The sequence below is a fragment of the Maritimibacter sp. UBA3975 genome (assembly GCF_002384975.1).
In the GTDB taxonomy this organism is placed as follows: Bacteria; Pseudomonadota; Alphaproteobacteria; order Rhodobacterales; family Rhodobacteraceae; genus Maritimibacter.
In genome coordinates, this window is sequence record NZ_DGCP01000011.1 from 533,644 (window position 1) to 557,110 (window position 23,467).

Below are 23,467 nucleotides of genomic sequence, written 5' to 3' on the forward strand. Positions count from 1 at the left end.
CCAAGTGCGAATCGGCCACGGGTATGCGTCTATTCAGCATCAATAGGGGTTAATTTTGGCTGATTTGTGGCGCATCGGAAAACAGCTCCACCCCCCGGAACGCATGGTTGCGCAAACAGACCTGCTGCTATCGCTAACGCGACAAAGCGCCCTGTTCCTTCACAAAAGCGACATGCTATAGGCGCTTCACGCGCTGCCTCTCCGGCATCGCGGCCAGCGGCCGTTATCGCCTGTAGGCGAAACCGGCCCTCAGGACTATCATACAGACCGGCGGTGGGCCGGCGACAGGAGCACGCAGATGACCATTGGACGGGTGAACCCCTCGTACCGTTTGGAGGAGCAAGGCATCACGGGGCTTGGCAATGTCCATTACAACCTCATTGAGCCGGCTCTGATCGAAGAAGCCCTGAAGCGCGGCGAAGGCCACCTCGGCAAGGGCGGCACCATGCTTGTCGAGACCGGCAAGCACACCGGCCGCTCCCCCAAGGACAAGTTCGTCGTCGAGACCGAGAACGTGAAGGACTCGATCTGGTGGGAGAACAACCCGCCGATGGAGCCGGCCAAGTTCGACGTGCTTTACAACGACATGGTCGAGCACATGAAGGGTCGCGACTACTTCGTGCAGGACCTGTTCGGTGGTGCGGACCCGGCCAACCGGCTCGACGTCCGTGTGGTGACCGAGCTGGCCTGGCACGGCCTGTTCATCCGCCACATGCTGCGCCGTCCGGAGCGTGACGAGCTGGACGAGTTCGTGCCCGAGTTCACGATCATCAACTGCCCGACCTTCAAGGCGACGCCCGACAAGCACGGCTGCCGCTCGGAAACCGTGATCGCGCTCAACTTCGAAAAGAAGGTGATCCTGATCGGCGGCACCGAATACGCGGGCGAGAACAAGAAGTCCGTCTTCACGCTGCTCAACTACATCCTGCCGGGTCGCGGCATCATGGCGATGCATTGCTCCGCCAACCACGCGCCGGGCAACCCGGTCGACACGGCGATCTTCTTCGGCCTCTCGGGCACCGGCAAGACGACGCTCTCGGCCGACCCGACCCGCGTGCTGATCGGCGACGACGAGCATGGCTGGTCCGATCGCGGCACTTTCAACTTCGAGGGCGGCTGCTATGCCAAGACCATCAGCCTGTCTGCCGAAGCAGAGCCGGAGATCTACGCCACGACCGAGAAATTCGGCACCGTGATCGAGAACATGGTCTATGACGCGGACACGCTGGAGCTCGACTTCGAGGACAACTCGATCACCGACAACATGCGCTGCGCCTATCCGCTGCACTATATCTCGAACGCCTCGTCCTCGTCGCTGGGCGGGCATCCGAAAAACATCATCATGCTGACCTGCGATGCCTATGGTGTCCTGCCGCCCATCGCGCGGCTGACCCCGGCGCAGGCCATGTATCACTTCCTGTCGGGCTTCACCTCCAAGACGCCGGGCACCGAGGTGGGCGTGGTGGAGCCGATCCCGACCTTCTCGACCTGCTTCGGCGCACCTTTCATGCCGCGCCGCCCCGAGGAATACGGCAAGCTGCTTCAGGAAAAGATCGCCAAGCACGGCGCGACCTGCTGGCTGGTGAACACCGGCTGGACCGGCGGCGCTTACGGCGTCGGCTCGCGCATGCCGATCAAGGCGACCCGCACCCTTCTGGCCGCCGCGCTGGACGGGTCGCTTTCGGATGCCGAATACCGCAAGGACCCGAACTTCGGCTTCGACGTGCCCAAGGACGTGGACGGTGTTGCCGAGGTCCTTCTCGACCCGCGCCGCACCTGGGATGACAAGGCGTCCTACGACGCGCAGGCGGAAAAGCTGGTGAAGATGTTCGCCGAGAATTTCGAGCAGTACCTCGAATACATCGACGAAGACGTCAAAGCCGCCGCCATCGGCTGATGCTGACCCGGTTGGCCCAGACAATTGCACGCCCCGTCCTCACCGGCGGGGCGTTCGCGCTTCTGGCCTCCGTCGCGGTGGCGCAGGAGGGGCTGACGGTCAGGGACCCGATGGTGTTCATCGAGGCCGGCATCTTCTGCCCCCGCGAAGCGTCGGGGCGCGAGGAAGCACCGGGGACCGAACGCGGCTACATCGACCTGATCGACGGCGAGTTGTACGCCGACTTCCACACAAACGTCGTGCCGGGTGAAATCGGGCTGGGCTTCGGCATCCGGTTCCAGTTGCAGGAGGGACTTGGCGCGCGCAACGTGGAAATCGTGACGACGCACCCGCCGTTTGGTTCACCCCCCGTGACGGTGGAGCGCTACGCGACGACGGCCTACGACGATTCCCCCAACGCCTCGCTCTTCACGTTCGACTACCCCTACGAAGTGGCGCTCGGAGAGTGGACCATCGCGGTCGAACTGGATGGCGAGGTCGTGCTCTCGCAAACCTTCACCATCATTCCGCCGGAAGACAGCATCATTCACGCCGACATGTGCGACGGGCCGGCGTTGATGAGCTGACCTCGCGTCCCGATCAGCCGAAGATCCCGCGCCGCACGAGGTTCAGACCCGCTATCGTCAGGACAAGAAGCATCGCGCGGCGGAACGTGGCCTGTGGCATCCGGTCGTGCAGCATGTAGCCCAGCGCCATTCCGGCAAAAGCTGGCAAGACGGCGGCCAGCGACAGGGGGAGCGTGTGGGTGTTCAGGACGCCCGAACGCAGGTGCGCCAGCAGGAGCGCGATTGAGCCGATGCCGTAGATCACGCCCTGTACCCGCATCGCCTGCGCCTTGGGCGCGTCGGTGGCGGTGAGATACATGACCGTCGGCGGGCCCCAGATCCCCGACACCCCGCCCAATGCCCCCGCCACTCCGCCGATGGCAAGTTCGTCGCGAACGCGGTTCAGCGGGTCGAGGCGCAGAACCCACCCCGACAGTTGCAACGCGCCGAAGATGATGAGGACGCCGCCGATCAGCAGGAACAGCGCCCGTGTCGGGATCACGCTGACCAGTTGCGCCGACAGGACGAGGCAGATGAGGAGCGCGGCAAGAAACAGCCAGTAGCGCCGCCCGGTTTCCACGGCACCGCGCCAGCCGCCGCGCAGGGACTGGCGCAGGTTGGTGGCGAGGGTCGGCAGGATCAATGCCGCAAGTGCAGTCTCGGCGGGCAGGATCGAGCCGAGACCCGAGATGATGATCATGGGCAAAGCGAACCCCACCGCCCCTTTCACGAACCCCGCGAAAAGCACGATCACCGTCCCTGTGATGAGGGTCCAGGCCGGTAATTCCCCAAGGATGCCAAGCTGCTCCATGCTCTCTCCTACCGCGCGGCCCGCGCCGGTGCAGCCAAAATCGCCCGCGACATTTTTGATCCGCCCGCAGACCTCCGGCGAATTATTGTTGCGCTGCACCTGCAAAATACCTATCACCGACAAGACCTCGAAGACGGAGATTCCCATGCCCAAGGACGCCGCCATGACCCAACCGCTGCTCGACGATCTTCTGGACCTGACCGGAGAGGCGCTCGGCCCTGTCGAGGTCGTTCTGGAGGCCGCGACGGCGAGCGTGAAGGAGATGGTGAGCGAGGGTGGCAAGGTATCGGCCGCGCTGCTGGAAGAGAACCAGTATGCCGCTCATGCGCTGGCCTGGCTCGCGACCTATGTCGAGGCCCTGCGCCAGACCCGGAACTGGGCGGTCAACCTTCAGGAGGCTGGCAAGCTGGGCGAGATGGAGAAGCTCCTCCTCCAGATCGCGTTCGGCGAATACCTCTGGCAGATTCAGGGCGGCATCCCGATGAGCCAGAACGAAACCGCCAAGCTGATCGACATGGGGCTCGCCCCGCAGGACATCGGCGCGATGATGCAGCCCGCCGTGATGACGTTGATCTCGGGCGGCAACACGCAGTCCGCGCGGATGCGGCTCGTTGAGCTGATGCGCGACAACGCGGGCCACGCGACCTTCGGCGCCTCCGGGCTCGATGAAGAGCTCGAAATGATCCGTGAGCAGTTCCGCCGCTATGCCGACGAAAAGGTCGTGCCATTCGCGCATGACTGGCACCTCAAGGACGAGCTTATCCCGCTCGACGTGATCGAAGAACTGGCCGAGATGGGCGTTTTCGGCCTGACCATCCCCGAAAACCTCGGCGGTCTCGGCCTGACCAAGGCGTCGATGGTCGTGGTGTCCGAAGAACTCTCGCGCGGCTATATCGGTGTGGGGTCGCTGGGTACCCGGTCCGAGATCGCCGCCGAGCTGATCCTCGCAGGCGGCACGGATGAACAGAAATCCAACTGGTTGCCCAAGATCGCCTCGGGCGAGGTGCTTCCGACCGCCGTGTTCACCGAGCCCAACACAGGCTCCGACCTCGGCTCCCTGCGCACCCGCGCGGTGCGCGACGGCGACACCTACACCGTGACCGGAAACAAGACCTGGATCACCCATGCGGCGCGCGCCAGCGTCATGACGCTTCTGGCCCGGACCGATCCGTCGACGGACAACTACAAGGGCCTGTCGATGTTCCTGGCCGAGAAAGAGCCGGGAACCGAGGACACCCCCTTCCCGACCGAAGGCATGACCGGCGGCGAGATCGAGGTGCTGGGCTATCGAGGCATGAAGGAATACGAACTTGGCTTCGACGGCTTCAAGGTGCCGGCCGCGAACCTGTTGGGCGGCGAAGAGGGCCAGGGCTTCAAACAGTTGATGCAGACTTTTGAGAGCGCCCGCATCCAGACCGCCGCCCGCGCCATCGGCGTGGCGCAATCGGCGCTGGAGGCCGGAATGCAATATGCCGAGGACCGCAAGCAATTCGGCAAATCGCTCATCAACTTCCCACGGGTCGGCGGCAAGCTGGCCATGATGGCCGTGGAAATCATGGTGGCGCGTCAGCTCACCTATTTCTCGGCGTGGGAGAAGGACAACGACCGGCGCTGCGACCTCGAGGCCGGGATGGCCAAGCTGTTGGGTGCCCGCGTGGCCTGGGCCTGTGCAGACAACGCGCTTCAGATCCACGGCGGCAACGGTTTCGCGCTGGAATACCAGATCAGCCGTATCCTGTGCGACGCGCGCATCCTGAACATCTTTGAAGGTGCCGCGGAAATTCAGGCGCAGGTCATCGCACGGCGTCTGCTCGGCTAGTCTTCAGCTATGTCGCAGGATTGGCGGGGATCGTGCTAGACTCCCCGAAACGCCGACGAAGGGACAGGGCCATGCAGGATCTTGAAGCGAACAAGCGCAACGTCGTGGCGTTCTACGGCCTCATGTTCAACGACTGCCGCCCGCGCGAGGCGATCGAGCGCTACACAGGCGACGATTACATCCAGCACAACCCGCATGTCGCCACCGGCAAGGACGGCTTCATCGACTATTTCGAGCGCATGGCCGAGGAATACCCGGGCAAGGAGGTCGTGTTCAAAGGTGTCTGGGCCGAAGGCGACCGCGTGATCCTGCACTGCCACCAGATCTGGCCCGAAGGCCTCGAATACGCCGGGATCGACATTTTCCGGATCGACGGCAACGGCAAGATCGTCGAGCACTGGGACGTGCTTCAGGTTCTCCCCGAGGAGAGCGCGAACCCGAACGGGATGTTCTGACTAGCCCCCCGCGCCCAAGTCGACCCCGATGTAATAGGGCCAGAGCAACAGGGCCAGGATGCCCTTGAAGAACCCCAGTTGCAGGTAGCCGAGGGTGAAAAGCCACCCCGCGAACCACAGCATCCCCAGCGAGCTTTGAACGACTATTTTCTTGTCCGCCATCATGTTCCCTTTGCTGTCACACCCCGACCTTAACACCCGAAGGGCCAAAGTTGCCCCCCTTTCGCGGCAGGCCCAGACTCGCATGCCAAACTGGGGTCGCATCGATCCGTGACCAGTTCAGACGTCGATCTCGTGCTGATGGGGAAAGGCGCCATCGGCGATATAGGCCGCTTCATCCGCCGTCGTCTCACGCCCGAGAACGGCATTGCGGTGCGGATGGCGCCCGAAACGCGCGATCACGGCCCTGTGCCGCCGGGATTGTGCGAGGCAGAACTCATAGGCGGGCTTGAGAGGCTCTGGCGCCATCTCGAGCGTGTCGGCGGCGAGGCGTTCGCCGAGCGCAGCGCGGGCGGCATGATCCGGCCCTTCGGCGTGGACGAGGGGCAGCGCGAACATCGTCCGCTCCCACGAGTGGACGAGGGCCGTGAAGTCACCGTTGGCGAGCCCCTCCTCGGTCAGCGCGAGCGCTTGAGCGTCGGTGGCATAGGCGCGCGGGTCGTCACGGTAGAGCGAGCGGGGAAATTGGTCGAGCACGAGGATCAGCGCAAGCCGTCCGCGCGGCGTATCGGCCCAGTCGTCGAGCTCGCCTGACGCGGCCAGGGGAACGAGCCCCGCGAACCGGGTGACGATGCCCTCGTCCGCGCCGCCACGCATCATCCATCCCCAGTAGGCGAGATGACGGTCGAGGTCGGCGTCCAGCCCCTCGGGGAAACAGAACGACAGGACGTCGCCGGCATTCATGGCGTCACATAGCTCAGAGCGAGGTCGCCGATGACGGTCGTCACGGCCCCGCCTTCCGAACCACGCATATGGGCCAGATAATCCGCCGCTGCCGCATGGTTGATGTTGTCGGCCACGATCAGGCAGCCGGGCGCCAGCTTTGGCCGCAACAGCGTGAAGACCGGCAGATACATGCTCTTCCACCCGTCGAGGACGAGCATGTCGATCGGGGCATCCACTTCCGCCAGAGTCTCCCGCGCATCGCCTTCAAGCAGGGTCACGGTCTGGCTCACCCCGGCCTCGTCGAACGTCCGGCGCAGGGACGCGCATTTGTCGGGATGCACTTCCGTCGTTGTCAGATGCCCGCCCTGTTTGCCCAGCGCAGCGGCGAGATAAAGCGAACTGATGCCGAAGGACGCGCCGAACTCCACCACTCTTTTGGCACCGCAAGCCCGTGCGAGTATGTGCAGGAGCCGCCCCTCGTCCGGCGACACGGCCAAGTAGAACTCCCCGAGCCGGACAAGGTCGCCCCCACCCGCCGAAGTCGCTACTGCCCCATCGCCGCCGTCCCGTTCACGCCAACGGCCCGCGTCCTGCGCGGCTTGCGCGTGCAGGCGGTCAAGCACCGTCTGGATGGCTGGGGGGATGTCTGCATGCATGGAGCGCCCTTTCCGGTTCGCCCCAGACTAAGCGAGCGCGGCGCGGGTCGGAAGCCCGGTCAGACAGAGACACCCTTGAGCAACTGGTCCCGCGTTACCTCACCCTTCGGCCCGGACAGCGTCACCGCCCCCCGGCGCAACACGACGAACCGGTCGCCGAGGTCGTGGGCGAAGTCAAAGAACTGCTCGACCAGCACGATGGCCATGTTCCCTTCGTCGCGCAGAAGCTGAATGACCTTGCCGATCTGCTGGATGATGTTGGGCTGGATGCCCTCGGTCGGCTCGTCCAGAAGCAGGAGCTTTGGCTTGGTGATGAGGGCGCGGGCAATTGCCAACTGCTGCTGCTGCCCGCCTGACAGGTCGCCGCCACGCCGGTTCTGCATTTCCTTTAGCACCGGGAACAGCTCGAACATCGCCTCCGGCACGTCGTGCGCACCCTTGGGGAGACAGGCGAAGGCGGTCTCCATATTCTCGCGCACGGTAAGCAGCGGGAAGATCTCACGCCCCTGCGGCACCAGCGCGATGCCTTTCTGGGCCAGTACATGTGCCGGGAGGACGCCCAGCGCCTCGCCGTCCAGTTCCATCTTGCCGCCGGAGCGGGGATGGCGCCCGCAGATCGCGCGGATGAGCGAGGTCTTTCCGACGCCGTTCGTGCCCATGATACAGGTGATCTCCCCCGTCGCGGCGTCGAGGTCGATGCCGTTCAGGATCTGGGAATGGCCGTAATGCAGCGTGAAATCGCGGATCGTCAGCATTGTCAGCGCCCCAGGTAAACGTCGATGACGTGTTGGTTTGCGGTCACATGGTCGAGCGAGCCTTCGGCCAGAACCGACCCCTCATGCAGGACCGTCACCTTGCAGTTCAGCCGCCGCACGAATTCCATATCGTGCTCGACAACCACGACGGCGCGGGTGCGGGCAGCCTCGACCAGAATGTCGGTGGTATGCTCACGCTCCTCCGGCGTCATACCGGCGGCGGGTTCGTCGACCAGGAGCAGCTTGGGTTCCTGGGCGAGGAGCATCCCGATCTCCAGCCACTGCTTCTGCCCGTGGCTGAGCTCCCCCGCCTTGCGCAAAAGCTCATTCGACAGCCCGATTTCCGCAGCCAGTTCCCCCACCCGGTTCATGTCGTGATCGGTCGGTTTCCAGAACAGGACCGAGAACGCGCCCCGGTTGTTCTGCAACGCCATGAGGAGGTTGTCCTCGACCGACTGATCTTCGAACACCGTGGGTTTCTGGAATTTGCGCCCGATCCCCTCCTGCGCGATCCGCGCCTCGTTCATGCCGACAAGGTTCTTGGACATATCGCCCCACAGCACCTTGCCCGCGTCCGGCTTGGTCTTGCCGGTCACGATATCCATGAACGTCGTCTTGCCTGCGCCGTTCGGCCCGATGATGGCGCGCAGCTCGGCGGAGCCGATGTTGAAGGACAGGTTGTTGATCGCGCGGAACCCGTCGAAGGTGACGGAAATCCCGTTCACTTCCAGAAGCTGGCCGCTCATTCCCGCGCCTCCTTCTCCTGCAACGAGCCCTTGTCGGGTCCGAGGTCGGCGCCGTGCCGGTCCGGATGGCGGCGGTCGGTGATCAGGTCGAACAACCCGCCGATGCCCTTGGGCGCGAAGAGGGTGACGAAGACGAAGGACAGACCCAGAAGGATGGTCCACCAGTCGACCCATTGGATCGTGTAGAACCCGAGGTTGATGTCCGGGGCCTGACCGCCGGTGAAGTAGGTCGAGACAAGGCTCACGAACACCGCGCCGATCACAGCGCCATACAGCCGACCGCGTCCGCCAATGGCGACCCAGACGGCGAGGTAGATCGACGCGATGGGCGCGATTTCGGCCGGGTTGATGATGCCCGCCTGCGGGTAATAGAGCGCCCCGGCGATGCCTGCGATCATGGCGGTGACGGTGAAAAGGAACAGCTTGTAGCCCTCGACCGAATAGCCAAGGAACCGCACCCGCGCCTCGTTGTCCCGGATGCCGCGAATGACGCTGCCGAACTTGCCCGACACGATCCATGCGGAAAAGACGTAGCCCAGGCCAAGCGCAAGCGCCGAGGCCCAGAAGAACCACATCGACACGAAGTCCTGGCTCGCGGTGACGCCCGGCAGGTTCTGAAGACCAGACAGCCCGTTGTTGCCGCGCAGACCGCTGTCGTTCTGGAACAGATAAAGCGACAGGGCGAGCGTCATCGCCTGCGTCAGGATCGACAGGTAAACGCCGGTCACGCGCGAGCGGAAGGCAAGCCAGCCGAAGACCAGCGCGAGCAGGCCGGGCACCGCGACCACCAGCGCCAGTTGCAGAAACAGGCTGTCGGCGAAGAACCAGATCGGCGGAAACTCGGACGAGCCGACGACGCCGAAGATCTGCGTCCCGATGCCGTCCACGACCTCTTGTTCCGTCGGCGGAATGGCGGCAGAGGCCATCGACGACACGACGATCTCTTTCGTGCGCTCGTACATGAGCCACATGCCGATCATGTAGCCGCCCAGCCCGAAGAAGGCGAAATGGCCAAGGCTCAGGATTCCGGCATAGCCCCAGATCAGGTCCATCGCCACGGCGACGAGGGCGAGGCAGAGCGTCTTGCCCAGCGTCTTGACGAAGGAGGTCGACACGAGGCCCGCGCCGAAGGCTTCCGACATGAAGGTGATCGCTATGGTGAAGACCGCGAGGATCAGGAGGAAGACCAGGATCGACGGGTTACGACCGATGAAGCTGCGCGTCATGGCTCAATCCCCCGCCGCGCGGCCCTTGAGGGCGATGATCCCCCGTGGCCGGAACTGGATGAAGATGATGATGAAAATGATCATGTAGGTCTGCGCCGCCAGCGTATTGGACGGGTTGAACCATTCGATCCCCTTATGCAGCGCGCCGATCATCCCGGCACCCAGCAGGGTGCCCCAGATGTTGCCGACGCCACCGACCACGACGGTCATGAAGGATTGCACGATATAGGCCTGCCCGATCTCGGACGTGACCTGTGCATAGAGCCCGATGGCGACCCCGGCGATCCCCGCGATACCCGAGCCCAGACCGAAGGTCAGCATGTTCACGCGGCCCGGATTGATCCCCATCGCGCCGGCCATGCCGGGATTCTGCGTCACGGCGCGGGTTTCTAGCCCCAGCCGCGTGCGCTTCATGATGAACAGGAACACCCCGAGGAAGATCAGCGCCAGCACGAAGATCGCAACCCGCACGGTCGAAATCGACACGACGTCGTTCAGCACGATCGCGCCCCCGAGCCAGTCGGGCGAGGTCAGCGGGCGGGCCTGCGTGCCGAAGATGTTCTTGGCAAGCTGTTGCAGCGCAATGGAAATCCCGAAAGTGGCGAGAAGCGTTTCCAGCGGCCGGTTGTAGAGATAGCGGATCACCAGCCGTTCCATCGCCACACCCGCCGCAAATGTCACGGCGAAGGCGAGCGGTATGGCGAGCAGGATCGACGTGGTGTGGTTCGGCACGATCTGCTGCACCACATAGCCGGTATAAGCCCCCATCATGATGAACTCGCCATGCGCCATGTTGATGACGCCCATCACCCCGAAGGTGATGGCGAGCCCGATGGCGGCAAGGAAATAGATCGAGGCAAGGCTCAGGCTGTCGAGCCCGAGGTCGAGCGCCTGATTGAGGCCCACGTTGGTTTCGATCCGCGCAAGCGCGCGGTTCGCGGCGGCGGTCACGTCGGCGTTGGGTTCAGAATAGACGGCAGCGAAGGTGATCCCGTCGAAGGCATCGTCCACGTCCTGTTCGGTCGCGGCGGGTGGCACGGTGCCTGCCGCCTCCAGCGCCTCGAAAGCCTCGATGCGCTTGAGCGGATCGGACAGCTCCGCGACGGGCACGCCACCCACTTCGCCGTCCACGATATGCTCCTGCAACACGTTGCGCAGGTCGGCGGATGTCAAAAGCGGCTCGCCGTCCGTCAGCGCATAGGCGTCTTCGCGTGACAGCTCTTCGGTGCCGGGGCGCAGGATCTCGGCCACGTTCACGCTGTCGGGCACCTCGCCCTCGAAGGCGCGGATGCGGGTCGCGACCAGCGGGTTCAGGGCCGCGCGCAGGTCGACGCCAAGGTCCCCGCCCATCGCTTCGATCGCGGCGATGCGCGCGTCGGGGTCCGAGCCGTAGGCAATGGTGATGAGTTTTTCGAGTCGTTCCTTGCGGGCCCGGATCGCCGGGTCGTCTTCGGTCTCGATTGAGGCGCGCAGCGGCTCCAGCAGGTCTTCGTTCGCGCTGCGTTCGAGCGAGTCGAGCGCCTCGCGCCGCTTGGCGGGGTCCGGGTCGTTGAGCTGGAAGCTGACCAGCGCGGTGCCGATCAAACCCTGAATGCCCGAGTTCGGCTTGATCTGGTCGAGGTCATCCTTGGGCACCGTCGCCACGACCTCGCCACTGTCGAAATCGGTCAGCGCATAGCCGTCGTCGACCTTCTCGGCCTTGAAGAAAAGCCCGTCCGACAGACGCACCCACATATCGCGGGATTGCCAGGTTTCCAGAAGGAACGGCACGTCCTCGATGCCCGAATTGGCAATGGCGTCGATGGCCGGCTGGATCGTGCGGCGCGAGCTTTCGAGGATCAGCTCAGACTGCTCCTGCAACACGCCCTGAAGCGGGCCCATCGTCGCGTCGCCCGTATCGCTGTCGGCTGTGTCCTGTGCCATTGCCGCGGCGCCGAGACACATCAGCGCCAGCACGACCACGAAAAGTCGCTTCAACATCGCCCTCACCCCGATGGAATGGATAGGCGGCGGGTCAGGCCCGCCGCCCGTTTTTTATGATTAGTAGTTCGAGGTCAGCTGAACGCAGGTCTCGGTCTCGGTGTTGTACATCCCGCACTCGAGATCTTTCCAATCCGAGGTGAGCACGGCCGATTCCGGGAGGAAGTCGGTCCAGGCGTCGCCCGGAACCGGATCGGTTTCCGAGATGATGTCGAACTGACCGTCCGCGAGGATTTCACCGATCAGCACCGGCTTCGCGAGGTGGTGGTTGGTGCCCATGACGGCGGTTCCGCCTGTCAGGTTCGGGAATTCCTGGCCCCACATGGCTTCGCGCACAGCGTCGACATCGGTGGTTTCAGCTTCGGTGACCGCGTTCACCCACATGTTGAAGCCGATGTAGTGGGCTTCCATCGGGTCGTTGGTCACGCGCGCTTCGTCACCGATGAACTCGTGCCAGGCCGAAATGAACTCCGCGTTGGCCTCGGTATCGGCCGACATGAAGTAGTTCCACGCGGCGAGGTGGCCGACGAGGTTCGAGGTGTCGAGGCCCGAAAGCTCTTCTTCACCGACCGAGAAGGCCACGACGGGGATATCGTCAGCCGAAACGCCGGCCGCTGCGAGTTCCTTGTAGAAACCCACGTTCGCATCGCCGTTGATCGTCGAGATGACGCCGACCTTCTTGCCGTCCGCGCCCAGCGCGACGACATCGGCCACGATCTTGGACCAGTCGGAGTGACCGAAGGGGGTGTAGTTGACGAAGATGTCCTCTTCGGCAATCCCTTTGTCCATCAGGTAGCTTTCGAGAATGTTGTTCGTCGTGCGCGGATAGACGTAGTCGGTGCCGAGCAGCGCGAATTTCTCGACGCCCAGTTCCTCAAGATAGTAATCGGTGGCCGGGATCGCCTGCTGGTTCGGTGCAGCGCCGGTGTAAAACACGTTCTTGGACGACTCTTCGCCTTCGTACTGGACCGGATAGAACAGCAGGCCGTTCAGCTCTTCGATGACCGGCAGAACCGACTTGCGCGACACGCTCGTCCAGTTGCCGAAGATCACATCGACCTCCTGGACCGTCAGAAGCTCGCGCGCCTTTTCGGCAAACAGCGGCCAGTCGGAGGCCGGGTCGACGACGACGGCTTCGAGATCGCAGCCCAGCAGGCCGCCCGCTTCGTTCTGCTGCTCGACGAGCATCAGCATGGCGTCTTTCAGCGTGGTTTCGGAAATTGCCATCGAGCCGGACAGCGAGTGCAGGACGCCGACCTTGATCGGGCAATCCTGAGCCAGCGCGGCGGTCGACATGGCGACGGTCGCAGCGCTGCCGGCGAGAATGGTTTTCATGAGTTTCATAAGACTCTCCCAAGCGGAGACGAACGGTCGCACTTGCCTCTGAAGGCAATGTTCCCCATGTCTGTCCCCGCAACTTTGTTGCATCCGTGTGGCGGCCTCCGGTTTGCAGACTGACGGGCCGTCACACACCCTCTACGCGATGAGTCGCGTCCCATAGGGCAGGCTTACCTTTCGGCTCCAGTCTCGTTTCGGCAATTCCTCACGGGGTCCCAATGGCCGGATCGGGCCATTCGCACAATTATTGCGCAACTTTTCCGGTTACCGCCCAAAAATAGGACTATTCTCTGTGAGTTTTGTCGGACTGCGCTCGCAACCCGGCAAAAATTAGCGAGTCGGCCCTCACATCTGCGGTCGCTCACGGAATCGATTGAATTTTCAAATACCTTCCATAGGCTAGGGTCAGGGAGAGAGAAAATGACAATCATCCAGCAATGGACACGATCGCCGTGCGCCTGACCGTCAAGCAGATGGAGGTGTTCCACGCCATCGTTGTCGCCGCGCAGCCCTTCCAACACGATGCGGATCTTCTCCTCAGATGAATGCTGCTGGGCGGGTGCGCTTCCTCAGCCGCCGCCCTTGTAGGGTATTGGAAATAGCAATAGGTTTTATTGTCACCCGTCTGGAGAGGTCCTGTGGAAATAACCCTTCGCCATCTTGAGATCCTGCAAGCCATCGTGGTGAGCGGGTCCATCAGCAAAGCAAAAAGGGCACTCGGGCTGTCTCAGCCGACGATTTCACAGCAGCTCGCCAAGTTTGAGGAATTGCTCGGCGCGCAACTCATATACCGTCAGCGCGGGAATGACGGGCAGCTGACGCAGGCCGGTGAACATTGGTTCAAGGTTGCTCAGAGCGTGCTCGGGACACTCGATCAGGCGACGGTCAATCACAAGGCCCGCCTCGGCAAGGACGGGGTCGAATTGCACTTCGGCACGACACCGTCCATGCGCGGACGCTTCATGGAGAAGGCCGCGACCTTGTCACGCGACATCCCCGGCTTTTCGCGCATGGAATTCGTCTGGGCGCTCGGATCGGCCGAATTGGTTGAAATGATCGCGACCCACCGGATCAACTGCGCCATCCTGAGCGAAGCCAGCGTCGTCGAATACAAGATGTCCATACACATGGTCCATCTGTTCAACGACAAGATCGTTCTGGCCGTCCCCGCCGATGTCGACGATGCCGCGCTCGTGCGGACACTGAACAGGCTGGAGCACGACGACGACGAAACGAGTCCCCTGCGCAACTACGTGGAAGTCGGCAAGGAAGTGCCTTGGAAATCGCGCAGCGAGCATTGGTACCGGCAGCGCATGCCGAGGGCGGCGCCCTATTTCTCCTGCATGACGCATCAGGGCGCGGTGGATATCGTGGCCGCGGGACTGGCGACCTGTCACGCCCCGCTGTCACTCCTGCCCAACCTGCCGAATTCGGTGCGGGATCGGATCAAGGTCTATGATCTGGGGGAATATGTGCGCGACGCGGTTCTCGTCATGCCGAAACACCTGCTGACCCTGCGTCCGTTCGCCGAGTTCCAGCAACGTCTGAGCGACTGGGTGATAGACGAGTATTCCGAGGCCCATCTGGAACAGGAACTCCTCTCCCTGCCGGAACTGCGCATCGCAGCCGAATAGCTCAGGTGCCAGCCAGGCCGCAGCTCCTTGCGGTTTGGGATCGGACAACGAGACTGACATTCCACCCTCCAATTCATTGGATTGGGAAAGGCTATACTGGGTGGACGAGACGCTTTCGCGCCGTCCGGGCGGCCCGACGGCATGGCGCGCGTCCGGCGGACGCGGCGGCCCGAGGCTGGGAAAAACCCGTTTTATCCCGGTGCGTTAACGGTTTTTTGGCAGCTTACCATGTCCGCCCCCTGCGTCCGAAACGGCCCGCCAGGCAGCCAGACCGATCGGTTCGACCTTATCCGTTAGCCCCGTGAAACCGGCAAGTCCGCGAACAGCGCGCCCCGGCCCGAGGCTTGACTTGGTAAAAATGACGCTGCTACTATGCCTCAAGTCGCCTAAGTAATTGCAATCATTGGCTAAAAAGCGGGAACCCGGAAAATGATCGGGGCGCCCGAAGGGGAGGAATCATGGTGCAAACAGATGTCCAAGGAGCTGCGCGTTCCGGCGCCGGGGTCTGGATTTTCAGAGTTTTGCTCATCGCGGGTGCCGCATTCATGGTGTATTCTTGGTATACACCTTGGTGGGGGGCCAAGATCGGGGTCCTGCCCGGCGAGGATCACATGCTGATGCGGCCTTGGGGCATCGAGGCCCACGGACAGGTCCGGGCGAATGCAGACCCGGAACTCTGGGCGATGCCCGCCATCTTCCAGCCCTTCATGTGGACCTACTTCACGGTCTGTTTGCTTGCGCTTGCCTTGAGCCTGTTCATCTCGCGCACGATCTCGCTGGGTCGGTTCAAACTGCCGGTCGCAACGCTCCTCATCCTGTTCGTCGGCCTGTCCTACATTGTCGCCGTCGTGCTCGCCTATGTCATCGGCGAGTGGCGCGCGGAAGTGGCCGGCAGCGCCTTTGTCGGCGAGGCCACCGTGACGCACGCCATGACGGGCAACAAGCTGAAGATGGAGGGCTACCTGAAGGTCGGATACTACTATGCGCTCGCCGCGGGGGCTGTCCTTGTCGTCATCGCCTTGCTGCGTGGGTTGTTCGTGCGCCGAACCTGATACAGGAAAAAGTAATCGAGATCGACGTGCCCGGGCCCCCTGCCCGGGCACTTTTCGTTTCAGCACCGGTGCGGGCCCTTGTGACAAGACGCGCCGAGCTCTGAACCGAGGTTCGCTGTCCAAATCCGGCCGTCGCGGGACGCCCCCGCCTGCTGTCGCGCGCGCCTCCGGCCTCCCGTCTCCACGAGGTCCGGGGCCGTTTCGAAAAAAAGCAATGTCGCATATTGGTCAACCCATCAATCGAAAGTGACAGCATGGCCTCACATAGGGATTCAACATATCCAGATGGGAGGAAGACTATGAAAATGAAGTATAGTTACGCAGTGCTGGCAGCCATGACGGCCGCAGGCATGGCGAGCGCGGGGTTCGCGCAAGTCACGTCCGAACGCCTTTTGGCCGCGAGTTCGGAGGAAGAAGCCGGTAACTGGCTGATGGTCCACCGGAACTACGATTCCAACCGGTTCTCGCCCCTGAACGACATCAACGCCGAGAATGCCTCGGACATGGACCTGGCGTTTGCTGTTCCGATCGGCGGGCTCGAGCCGTCGGGTTTCGGTGCCGGCTACATGGAAGGCACGCCCCTGGTCGACAACGGGATGATGTACATCTCCGACCCCTGGGGAACGCCGTACAAGATCGACGTCTCGTCAGGCACGAAGGGCCAGATCCTCTGGGTCTGTGACACCGGGCTCGAAAAAGACCCGACCGCGGGCGTGCTCCTGGCCAACCGCGGCCTCGCTCTGCACGGCGACAATGTCGTCACCGCGCTGAACGACGGGCGTGTCGTCGCCTGTAACACCGAAACCGGCGAGGTCGCTTGGGACAAACAGCTCGCCACCGAACCGGGCGAAGGTTTCACCGCCGCCCCTCTCGCGGTCGGCGACAACCTTCTGATCGGCCAGTCCTACGGTGACTGGGCCACGCGCGGCTGGCTGGCCGCCGTCGACGGCGAGACCGGCGAGGAAGTCTGGCGCTTCTTCACGGTGCCGGAACCGGGTCAGCCGGGCTCCGAAACGTGGCTGTGTGAGGAAACCGGCAACCCCGACTGCTGGAAGACCGGTGGTGCGGCCCTGTGGGTGACGGGCTCCTACGACCCCGAAACCAACACGACGTTCTGGGGAACGGGTAACCCGGTGCCGATGTTCGACCCCGAATTCCGTCCGGGTGACAACCTCTACTCCAACTCGACCATCGCGCTGGACGCCGATACCGGTGAGCTCAAGTGGCACTTCCAGTACACGCCGGGCGACTACATGGACTATGACGAAGTCGGCATCCAACTGCTGATGGACACCACGGTCGATGGCGAAGAGCGCAAGGTGCTGTCGCACTTCGGTCGGAACGGCATCTTCTACACGCTCGATCGAAACAGCGGTGCCTACATCCAGTCGGCGCAGTACGTGACCGAGCTGAACTGGACCGAAGGGGTCGATCCCAAGACCGGTATGCCGGTTGAATACGACCCGTCGAAGTCGCTGCAGACCTACGCCCAGGGCGTGATCAGCCGTGGCAGCGACAACGTGGACACCTGCCCGCACATCACGGGCGGCGTGAACTACTACCCGACCGCCTACAACCCGAACACCGGTATTGCCTATGGCGCCGGTCAGGAAGGTTGCTCGGAAATCGGGACGCAGGAAATGGCTGCGGACGACGTGTTGCCCGGTGTCATTTTCCTTGGCGGCACCTATGCTTCCAGCAACGAGCAGACCGGTTCGATCACGGCGATGGACGTGTCGACCAGCGAGCAGGTTGCCAAGCAGAACATGCCCTATCCGAACCACAGCGGTGTGCTGGTCACGCCGGAAGTGGTCTTCTCGGGCTCGCTTGACGGCACCCTGGGCGCCTACGACGCCACTACGCTGGAACCGCTCTGGTCGGTCAACACCGGCACGTCGTTCCGCTCCCCGCCGATGACCTACGCGGTCGATGGCAAGCAGTATGTCGCCATCCTGGGCGGCCCGGTCGGCGGCAACGCCAATGGCCATGCCGAACTGGAAGTCATGCAGCAGGCCAACATGCTCTGGGTCTTTACGGTCAATTGATCTGAAGCCCTCCCATTGCCGGGCAGTTCGCGCTGCCCGGCATTTTCGTCTGCACATTTTTCCCGAATTCCAAGGACCAACCATGCACGTCACCCGTCTCGCGGCCACGATGCTCTTATCCATCGCGCTGACCGCACCCCTGACCAAAGGGCTGCAGGCGGAGGAGCTGTTGGGGGATCCGGACCGTGGCAAGTATGTATTTCGCTCGGCCGGAGACTGCATGAGGTGCCACGGCTGGCCCGCCGACGGCAGAACCGGCGTTCACCTGCGGGCCCCGCCCGGATCGAACCTGCGCGACTCCGCACTGGATGCAGAGGCTTTGGCCGAGGTCGTCAGATGCGGACGCCCGGGCACCGCAATGCCGTATCATGATCGACAGGCCTACAAGGACGAGGCCTGTTACGGAATGACGATGTCCGATTTCGACGAGGACGACAGGCCGATTCAGGGCAAGTCTATCCGCGACGAAGATATCGCGAACGTCGTCGCCTACCTGCAGGCGCACGTCATCGGGCGTGGCAAGCCGACGTTGGAAGAATGCGGCGAATTCTTCGACGATCCCGAGGCCGGCGCCTGCGACTTCCTGAGGCAACGCTGACATGCGACACACGACACTTACCGCAATTCTTGGCCTCGCCCTCTCCGCGCAAATGGCCGCGGGCCAGGTGCGGCTTGAACCCGAATTCTCGATCTGGGACTTTGAACTTGGCGCGCCCGTTACGCAGGCGCCCGACATCAAGGTCGGCGAGATCGCCTGTGGCACGAACGGCGGCCCGCAGGGCCGACCCCTGGTGTCCTTTGCTGATTATGAGACCTGCGAACCGGAACCGTCCGGATTGCGGGAGGTCAGTTTCACCTACGATGACGAACAGGACTACATCGCGCTCGCGCTGAACGCGGAATACAAGTTCCTCTATGGCGGCACCTCGGTCTTCGCCCATCCCGTCATCGTATCCGTGCTCGTCGACCCCGAGGGGATCGTGCAGGGCCGTCGCATCTTCACCGACGATCGCGTCGACACGTATGACCGGCGCAACGCCGTCACGCTTATCCGCAATTTCAAGGCCCGTTTCGGAAACTGGTCGCTGGAGTGCAGGGATATCGACATGAAGGAGGGCGAACAGCCGGTCGGCAAGCAGTTCATACACGAGCTATGCACGGGCGAAGCGCCCGATGGCACCAAGCGCATCGAACTCGAAGCCACCCTGTTGCGCAAGAAAGGGCAACGCGGCCTGAACCCTGAAACGCAGGAGGTCAACCAAGGCTATTTCGAAAGCAAGACACGGTTCGAAGAGGTGCAAAAGCCCTACGAACCCGGAGCCCCGCGATGAACTCAGTTCTGCTGCTGGCCGTTGACCATGAAATTGCCATTCATGGTGGCTTGCTCGAAATCGACCCCACCTGCGGCAGCAGTGGTGAAGCGGTTGCCGATCAGGGTGGCCCCCGCCACGCTGGCCCGGCGCAGGTCGGCGCCGTAGAAGTCGGTATGCGCGATCTTCGCGCCGTCGAAGATCGCACGACCCGCCTTGGCCTGGACGAACCCGGCGAAGCTGATCGTGGCCCCTTCGAAGGTTCCGCGGCTCAGGTGCGCGCCGGTCAGGTTGGTCCGGTTCATCGAGGTTCCGCTGAAGTCGGCGTTGTTCGCAACGCTTTCCATCAGGAGCGCCCGGTCCAGCATCGCGCCCGGCAGCTTCGCCGAGGTGAGCCGGGACGTCTGCATGCGCGCATCCGTCAGGTTCGCTTCGCTCAGATCCACACCGGACATTTGCGCGGCGTAGAAAAAGGCACGCGTGAAATCCCCGCCGCCCAGTTGGGCCAGGGTCAGATCAGCCACGTTGAAATTGGTCTCGACAGCGGTGACATCCGTCAGGATCGCCTCGCGCAGGTTCGCCCGGTGAAAGGTCGCGTCGGTCAGGTTCGCCCCCGTCAGGTCGACACCGGCGAGGTTCGCCTTCTTGAAGTTCGCCCCCTGCAGATCGCAGCCGCGACATTCCTTTATCGTTCCCGCAATCAGATCGGCCACCTGATCGGCGCTTGCCGGAGCGGCAGCCATTGCGACGAGCGCTGCGAAGGCGGCGCGACGCACTGTTCTCACATCTTTTCGAAAGGTCCTAAGCATGCCCCCTGATACAGGCCATCTGGCGCAAGTTTGCAAATGCTGGGCATTGATCTTTTCAATCGTCGTGGGGGCCTGGACGGCGCTGCCGCCCACCGCCAGGGCCCAGACGGCCGACACGGGCATCAGCGGCCTGGCCGATGTGATCGACGCCGATGTGCTGAGGTTCGGCCAGCAACGCGTGATCCTCTGGGCCATCGACGCGCCGGAGCGGCCGCAGCGCTGCTATATCAACGGCACGTTCTGGGGCTGTCACGAAGCGGCGAAACGGCATTTGCAGGTCCTCGCCGGTCGTGGCGAGGTGTCATGCACCTATCGCGGCGAGCCCGACAGGTTGGGCCGCCAGTACGGCGTCTGCACGAGCGGAGGACAGGACTTGAACGAAGAGATGGTGAAAACGGGATTCGCGCTCGCCTATGAAGAGCAGTCGGACGAATATCTGCCGGCAATGATCGACGCCATCACGGCGGGCGTCGGTTTGTGGCAGGTGGGCGTGGAATTCGAAGAACCCTGGGAATTTCGCAGGCGCGAGACACCGGGTGGTTTGAGGTAGAACAGAACATGGCACAACTCGCCGATGCAATTTCCGCACCGGGCCGCGATGGCGCCTTCGATGCGGTCATGAAATGGGTCCTCCTGATGGCGCTGATCACCCTTGGTGCAGTGGTCTCCTATGAGTACGGGCTTTTGACCTATCTTTTCTCAGCCGACGAATCCCGGATCACCGTGCTCATCGCGGTTCTCTACATCGGGTTCTCGGTCCATTGTCTGTGGATTCTCGTGGAACTGAGCCGGGAGTATCGGCGCGCTCTTCAGATCAAGGCGCAACTGGAAGCCACCTCCGAGATGCCCGACCTGAAGCGGGGGGACGGTCTGGTCGACCGGTTCGTGGCGGACCTGATCCGTTCGCGCGAGAACCCGGGCGAAATCGAAGGAAACGCCCACTTGCTCATGATGAGCCTGGGGGCGGCTTTCAGGCGTCGCACCAAGATCGGCACCTATGGCGCGGACCTGCTCTACAAGCTCGGGATGCTGGGCACGATGGTCGGTTTCGTCATGATGCTGAACTCGATGGGAGACCTGTCGAATTTCGATGTCGACACCCTGCGCGGGGCCCTCCAGAAGATGATCGCCGGTATGGCCGTCTCGCTCCTGACGACGATCGCGGGGCTGATCGGCGGCATCCTCCTAAGGCTGGAATACAACATCGCGGACGCGCTCGTGACCGACATCAGCCAGACCGCGGTGTCCTTCACCGAGGCCTCGCTCCTCCCCCTGCTGTCGCAAAGGGAGCGCGAAGCCGGCAATGCTGTTTGAGGAAGAACAGGAACCCGAGTTCGAGATCTTCTCGGCCCTTCTTTTTAATTCACTGAAGGCGATCACCTTCATGTTCTTCATCAGTTTCGCCATGATCAACAAACCGGCGGACGAGGGGAAGGTCGACCCGAAGGCCGAGATGCTGATCACCGTGTCATGGCCGGACAACAATCCCGACGACGTGGATACCTATGTCATGGACCCGGCCGGGAATATCGTCTGGTATACGCAACGTGAGGCCGGGCTGATGCACCTCGACCGCGACGACCGGGGCATGTTCAAGGACGTCGTGCTCTTCAACGACAAGGAAGTGACCAATCCGTTGAACCAGGAGATCATCAGCTTTCGTGGCCTCGAAGACGGAGAATACGTGGTGAATGTCGTCCACTACATCGCGAACGGCACGGCCCCTCTCCCGGTTTCGGTGAAGGTGGAAAAGCTGAACCCCTCGGTCAAGGTGGTCTTCTACCAGACGCTTGAACTGACGGGCACGGGAAATGAACAGACTGCCGTGCGCTTCACCCTCGAGGGAAACGAGGTCGTCAACGTCAACAACGTGCCAAAGAGCCTTGTCGAGCTGACACGCTCGCTGAGCGCAAAGGGCGGGAGTTCGCAGGCCGGAAGGCCTTCGGGCCCGATCGACGCAGCGACCGGTCAGACGCTTGGCGGTTCGGAGACGCAGCAATGAACATGACCTACGTGATCCTGGCCCTGACCGCCTCCTACGCGCTGGTGGTGTCACTTCTCGCCTACCTCGTGCTTCTCACGAACATCCACATCGTGATGAAGGTCTTCGCGACCGTGGCGACGGTGGCGACGATCCCCTTGACCTTCTGGGGCGTGGGCGAGCTGCGTGGCATGCCCTCGGACGGGGAACTGCCGCTCAGCTTCAGGATGCTCTGGGCCCAGATGATCGAACCAAACGCTCTGCAGGGCGAAGAGGGGCGTGTCTACGTCTGGCTACAGGCACTCGACACCGAGAATTTCCCGGTCGGCCCCCCTCGCGCCTATCAGCTGCCCTATTCGGACGACCTGATCATCAAGGTCAACGATGCGCTGGGACGGATCTCGGAGGGCGAAGAGATGCAAGGCACCATCGATTCCGACGAGGTTCTGCCCGAAGCCACCTCCGAGGCGCTGGCCGAAGCGATCGATGCGGAGATCAGCGAGACACGACCGGGCGGAAGCTCGACCGCCGGTCAACGGATCTCCAATTTCGATCCGTCGATGTTGAGCTTCGACACCGAAGCCGCGCCGATTACACCCTCCAAGCCGCAATAGGCCACTGGCGGCCGCCGGGACACCGGATGAAACGCGCGGCTATCGGGCGGAGGCGTCGAGGGGGCTGCGGCCCGACCGCGCCTGCCGGGCGGTGAGCAACGGCAGGATCAGGCTCGCCACACCGAACAACAGGACCCCGCCCAGCAGCGCCCCGATCAGCCAGCGCGACCAACGGAGCGCCTCGACATCGGCGCCGAACCAACCGTCCGCGCCCCACAAGAGCACCCGACCGCGCGACCCGGCGTCGGCCCCGATGCGGATGGTGCGCGCAAGGTCGCTGTTCATGCCCTCTTCGCCGATCCAGACCGTGACCTCGCGAACTTCGCCCGCCGCCATGTCGCCCAGTACCAGCGCCGTCATCCCGGTGGAGGTCGTCGTGATTTCGAACGCTTCGCCATCCACCTCGGCCAACCGAGCGTCAGGCACCGTGAGCGCCACGTCGCGCGCAGCGTCGGCACTCGTGATCCTGCCTGTGACGCTGCCACGGAACGCGCCGAGTTCGAGGATCGCCGACAGTTCGGGAATATCGCGCATCATCTCCTGCACCGGGACGACGCTCATAAGGCGCGGCAGCACGATTTCCTTGACCTTCCTCATGTTCTCGGTATCGAGCGTCATGCGCATGGCGACGTCGCCATCCATCCGCTGCACCAGCTTGTCGGCCATGTAGCCGGCCACGCGCGCCGGGTCGATCCCGAACCCTTGCGGCACGGGAAACGCCTGAACTTCGAGCTGGGCTTCCAGCGGTGGCGCGGCAAGGCGCTTGGCCCCACCTGCCAGAACCAGCAGGCCAACGCCCGAAGCGACGATCAGGATGCAAGACAGAAGAAGGCTCCAGAAACGCATCATTCCTCCTCGACCGACAGGTCCATGCTACGGGTATCGGGCATTGGCGTTCGCGATGCCCGG

At 63.0% G+C, this 23,467-nt stretch carries 24 protein-coding genes; 13 read left to right on the forward strand and 11 right to left on the reverse strand.

Translation table 11 applies throughout. From position 1 onward, the window contains the following. Window positions 1-298: 298 nt before the first annotated feature. Window positions 299-1,897: a phosphoenolpyruvate carboxykinase gene (locus B2585_RS13530; protein WP_292023939.1), complete on the forward strand. Its 1,599-nt coding sequence runs from the start codon at window positions 299-301 to the stop codon at window positions 1,895-1,897. Beyond that, window positions 1,897-2,463, forward strand: a complete 567-nt coding sequence (locus B2585_RS13535) for a DUF3859 domain-containing protein (protein WP_292023941.1) — start codon at window positions 1,897-1,899, stop codon at window positions 2,461-2,463. Before B2585_RS13530 ends, B2585_RS13535 begins: the two co-directional genes overlap by 1 nt. Window positions 2,464-2,476: 13 nt before the next feature. On the opposite strand, the gene B2585_RS13540 is transcribed toward B2585_RS13535, so the two are convergent. Then, window positions 2,477-3,400: a sulfite exporter TauE/SafE family protein gene (locus tag B2585_RS13540; protein WP_292023943.1), complete on the reverse strand. Its 924-nt coding sequence runs from the start codon at window positions 3,398-3,400 to the stop codon at window positions 2,477-2,479. On the opposite strand from B2585_RS13540, the gene B2585_RS13545 reads away from it, so the two are divergent. Then, window positions 3,399-5,072, forward strand: coding sequence for an acyl-CoA dehydrogenase family protein (locus B2585_RS13545; protein WP_292023945.1), 1,674 nt, complete (start codon window positions 3,399-3,401; stop codon window positions 5,070-5,072). The genes B2585_RS13540 and B2585_RS13545 overlap by 2 nt on opposite strands. 71 nt (window positions 5,073-5,143) lie before the next feature. Next, entirely contained in the window at window positions 5,144-5,527 is a 384-nt protein-coding gene (locus B2585_RS13550; RefSeq protein ID WP_292023948.1) for a nuclear transport factor 2 family protein, read from the forward strand. On the opposite strand, the gene B2585_RS13555 is transcribed toward B2585_RS13550, so the two are convergent. From B2585_RS13555 to urtA, 8 genes are all read right to left on the reverse strand, one after another. Continuing rightward, window positions 5,528-5,689, reverse strand: coding sequence for a hypothetical protein (locus B2585_RS13555; RefSeq protein WP_292023951.1), 162 nt, complete (start codon window positions 5,687-5,689; stop codon window positions 5,528-5,530). Window positions 5,690-5,806: 117 nt separating this feature from the next. After that, the gene (locus tag B2585_RS13560) at window positions 5,807-6,430 is read right to left on the reverse strand and encodes a DUF924 family protein (RefSeq protein WP_292023953.1); all 624 of its coding nucleotides are present in this window, start codon (window positions 6,428-6,430) and stop codon (window positions 5,807-5,809) included. Further along, entirely contained in the window at window positions 6,427-7,068 is a 642-nt protein-coding gene (locus tag B2585_RS13565) for an O-methyltransferase (protein WP_292023955.1), read from the reverse strand. The genes B2585_RS13560 and B2585_RS13565 overlap by 4 nt, the downstream gene beginning before the upstream one ends. A 59-nt stretch (window positions 7,069-7,127) precedes the next feature. Then, window positions 7,128-7,823 carry an urea ABC transporter ATP-binding subunit UrtE gene (gene urtE, locus B2585_RS13570; protein ID WP_292023957.1) on the reverse strand — a complete coding sequence of 232 codons (696 nt, stop codon included), beginning with the start codon at window positions 7,821-7,823 and terminating at the stop codon, window positions 7,128-7,130. A 2-nt stretch (window positions 7,824-7,825) separates the two neighbouring features. After that, on the reverse strand, window positions 7,826-8,569 hold the full coding sequence (gene urtD, locus B2585_RS13575) for an urea ABC transporter ATP-binding protein UrtD (RefSeq protein WP_292023960.1): 744 nt from the start codon (window positions 8,567-8,569) through the stop codon (window positions 7,826-7,828). Further along, window positions 8,566-9,795: an urea ABC transporter permease subunit UrtC gene (gene urtC, locus B2585_RS13580; protein WP_292023962.1), complete on the reverse strand. Its 1,230-nt coding sequence runs from the start codon at window positions 9,793-9,795 to the stop codon at window positions 8,566-8,568. Before urtC ends, urtD begins: the two co-directional genes overlap by 4 nt. Window positions 9,796-9,798: 3 nt before the next feature. Further along, a complete protein-coding gene (urtB, locus tag B2585_RS13585; RefSeq protein ID WP_414674056.1) occupies window positions 9,799-11,775 on the reverse strand; it encodes an urea ABC transporter permease subunit UrtB in 1,977 nt (658 codons plus the stop codon). A gap of 60 nt (window positions 11,776-11,835) precedes the next feature. After that, entirely contained in the window at window positions 11,836-13,110 is a 1,275-nt protein-coding gene (gene urtA / locus B2585_RS13590; RefSeq protein WP_414674058.1) for an urea ABC transporter substrate-binding protein, read from the reverse strand. Window positions 13,111-13,751: 641 nt separating this feature from the next. Between urtA and B2585_RS13595 the strand changes: the two genes are divergently transcribed. The 5 genes from B2585_RS13595 (at window position 13,752) to B2585_RS13615 (ending at window position 19,175) form a co-directional block, all read left to right on the forward strand. After that, window positions 13,752-14,747, forward strand: coding sequence for a LysR family transcriptional regulator (locus tag B2585_RS13595; protein ID WP_292023966.1), 996 nt, complete (start codon window positions 13,752-13,754; stop codon window positions 14,745-14,747). 545 nt (window positions 14,748-15,292) lie between these two features. Then, window positions 15,293-15,799 carry a hypothetical protein gene (locus B2585_RS13600; protein ID WP_292023969.1) on the forward strand — a complete coding sequence of 169 codons (507 nt, stop codon included), beginning with the start codon at window positions 15,293-15,295 and terminating at the stop codon, window positions 15,797-15,799. Window positions 15,800-16,098: 299 nt separating this feature from the next. Continuing rightward, window positions 16,099-17,844 carry a pyrroloquinoline quinone-dependent dehydrogenase gene (locus B2585_RS13605; protein WP_292023971.1) on the forward strand — a complete coding sequence of 582 codons (1,746 nt, stop codon included), beginning with the start codon at window positions 16,099-16,101 and terminating at the stop codon, window positions 17,842-17,844. A gap of 82 nt (window positions 17,845-17,926) precedes the next feature. Continuing rightward, window positions 17,927-18,442, forward strand: coding sequence for a c-type cytochrome (locus B2585_RS13610; protein WP_292023973.1), 516 nt, complete (start codon window positions 17,927-17,929; stop codon window positions 18,440-18,442). 1 nt (window position 18,443) lies between these two features. After that, complete coding sequence (locus B2585_RS13615) at window positions 18,444-19,175, forward strand: hypothetical protein (RefSeq protein WP_292023976.1); 732 nt, start codon at window positions 18,444-18,446, stop codon at window positions 19,173-19,175. A 2-nt stretch (window positions 19,176-19,177) separates the two neighbouring features. On the opposite strand, the gene B2585_RS13620 is transcribed toward B2585_RS13615, so the two are convergent. Beyond that, complete coding sequence (locus B2585_RS13620) at window positions 19,178-19,939, reverse strand: pentapeptide repeat-containing protein (RefSeq protein WP_292023977.1); 762 nt, start codon at window positions 19,937-19,939, stop codon at window positions 19,178-19,180. Window positions 19,940-20,027: 88 nt separating this feature from the next. On the opposite strand from B2585_RS13620, the gene B2585_RS13625 reads away from it, so the two are divergent. Genes B2585_RS13625 through B2585_RS13640 form a run of 4 tightly spaced genes read left to right on the forward strand, consistent with a single transcriptional unit; the run spans window position 20,028 to window position 22,558 of the window. Continuing rightward, window positions 20,028-20,513 carry a thermonuclease family protein gene (locus B2585_RS13625; protein WP_292023980.1) on the forward strand — a complete coding sequence of 162 codons (486 nt, stop codon included), beginning with the start codon at window positions 20,028-20,030 and terminating at the stop codon, window positions 20,511-20,513. An 8-nt stretch (window positions 20,514-20,521) separates the two neighbouring features. Beyond that, window positions 20,522-21,277: a MotA/TolQ/ExbB proton channel family protein gene (locus tag B2585_RS13630; RefSeq protein WP_292023982.1), complete on the forward strand. Its 756-nt coding sequence runs from the start codon at window positions 20,522-20,524 to the stop codon at window positions 21,275-21,277. Beyond that, window positions 21,267-21,965: a hypothetical protein gene (locus tag B2585_RS13635; RefSeq protein WP_292023984.1), complete on the forward strand. Its 699-nt coding sequence runs from the start codon at window positions 21,267-21,269 to the stop codon at window positions 21,963-21,965. The genes B2585_RS13630 and B2585_RS13635 overlap by 11 nt, the downstream gene beginning before the upstream one ends. Beyond that, on the forward strand, window positions 21,962-22,558 hold the full coding sequence (locus tag B2585_RS13640) for a hypothetical protein (RefSeq protein ID WP_292023986.1): 597 nt from the start codon (window positions 21,962-21,964) through the stop codon (window positions 22,556-22,558). Before B2585_RS13635 ends, B2585_RS13640 begins: the two co-directional genes overlap by 4 nt. 39 nt (window positions 22,559-22,597) lie before the next feature. Here B2585_RS13640 and B2585_RS13645 read toward each other — a convergent pair whose 3' ends face one another. After that, window positions 22,598-23,404, reverse strand: coding sequence for a hypothetical protein (locus tag B2585_RS13645; RefSeq protein ID WP_292023988.1), 807 nt, complete (start codon window positions 23,402-23,404; stop codon window positions 22,598-22,600). Between the last annotated feature and the right edge of the window lie 63 nt (window positions 23,405-23,467).

Coding starts and splice junctions, on each gene's coding strand:
- B2585_RS13560 (WP_292023953.1), bottom strand. CDS start 6,430: ATGAATGCCGGCGACGTCCTGTCGTTCTGTTTCCCCGAGGGGCTGGAC.
- B2585_RS13550 (WP_292023948.1), top strand. CDS start 5,144: ATGCAGGATCTTGAAGCGAACAAGCGCAACGTCGTGGCGTTCTACGGC.
- B2585_RS13535 (WP_292023941.1), top strand. CDS start 1,897: ATGCTGACCCGGTTGGCCCAGACAATTGCACGCCCCGTCCTCACCGGC.
- urtD (WP_292023960.1), bottom strand. CDS start 8,569: ATGAGCGGCCAGCTTCTGGAAGTGAACGGGATTTCCGTCACCTTCGAC.
- B2585_RS13545 (WP_292023945.1), top strand. CDS start 3,399: ATGCCCAAGGACGCCGCCATGACCCAACCGCTGCTCGACGATCTTCTG.
- urtC (WP_292023962.1), bottom strand. CDS start 9,795: ATGACGCGCAGCTTCATCGGTCGTAACCCGTCGATCCTGGTCTTCCTC.
- B2585_RS13540 (WP_292023943.1), bottom strand. CDS start 3,400: ATGGGAATCTCCGTCTTCGAGGTCTTGTCGGTGATAGGTATTTTGCAG.
- B2585_RS13605 (WP_292023971.1), top strand. CDS start 16,099: ATGAAAATGAAGTATAGTTACGCAGTGCTGGCAGCCATGACGGCCGCA.
- B2585_RS13640 (WP_292023986.1), top strand. CDS start 21,962: ATGAACATGACCTACGTGATCCTGGCCCTGACCGCCTCCTACGCGCTG.
- B2585_RS13630 (WP_292023982.1), top strand. CDS start 20,522: ATGGCACAACTCGCCGATGCAATTTCCGCACCGGGCCGCGATGGCGCC.
- B2585_RS13565 (WP_292023955.1), bottom strand. CDS start 7,068: ATGCATGCAGACATCCCCCCAGCCATCCAGACGGTGCTTGACCGCCTG.
- B2585_RS13615 (WP_292023976.1), top strand. CDS start 18,444: ATGCGACACACGACACTTACCGCAATTCTTGGCCTCGCCCTCTCCGCG.
- B2585_RS13555 (WP_292023951.1), bottom strand. CDS start 5,689: ATGGCGGACAAGAAAATAGTCGTTCAAAGCTCGCTGGGGATGCTGTGG.
- B2585_RS13610 (WP_292023973.1), top strand. CDS start 17,927: ATGCACGTCACCCGTCTCGCGGCCACGATGCTCTTATCCATCGCGCTG.
- urtA (WP_414674058.1), bottom strand. CDS start 13,110: ATGAAAACCATTCTCGCCGGCAGCGCTGCGACCGTCGCCATGTCGACC.
- B2585_RS13635 (WP_292023984.1), top strand. CDS start 21,267: ATGCTGTTTGAGGAAGAACAGGAACCCGAGTTCGAGATCTTCTCGGCC.
- B2585_RS13600 (WP_292023969.1), top strand. CDS start 15,293: ATGGTGTATTCTTGGTATACACCTTGGTGGGGGGCCAAGATCGGGGTC.
- urtE (WP_292023957.1), bottom strand. CDS start 7,823: ATGCTGACGATCCGCGATTTCACGCTGCATTACGGCCATTCCCAGATC.
- B2585_RS13530 (WP_292023939.1), top strand. CDS start 299: ATGACCATTGGACGGGTGAACCCCTCGTACCGTTTGGAGGAGCAAGGC.
- B2585_RS13645 (WP_292023988.1), bottom strand. CDS start 23,404: ATGCGTTTCTGGAGCCTTCTTCTGTCTTGCATCCTGATCGTCGCTTCG.
- urtB (WP_414674056.1), bottom strand. CDS start 11,775: ATGTTGAAGCGACTTTTCGTGGTCGTGCTGGCGCTGATGTGTCTCGGC.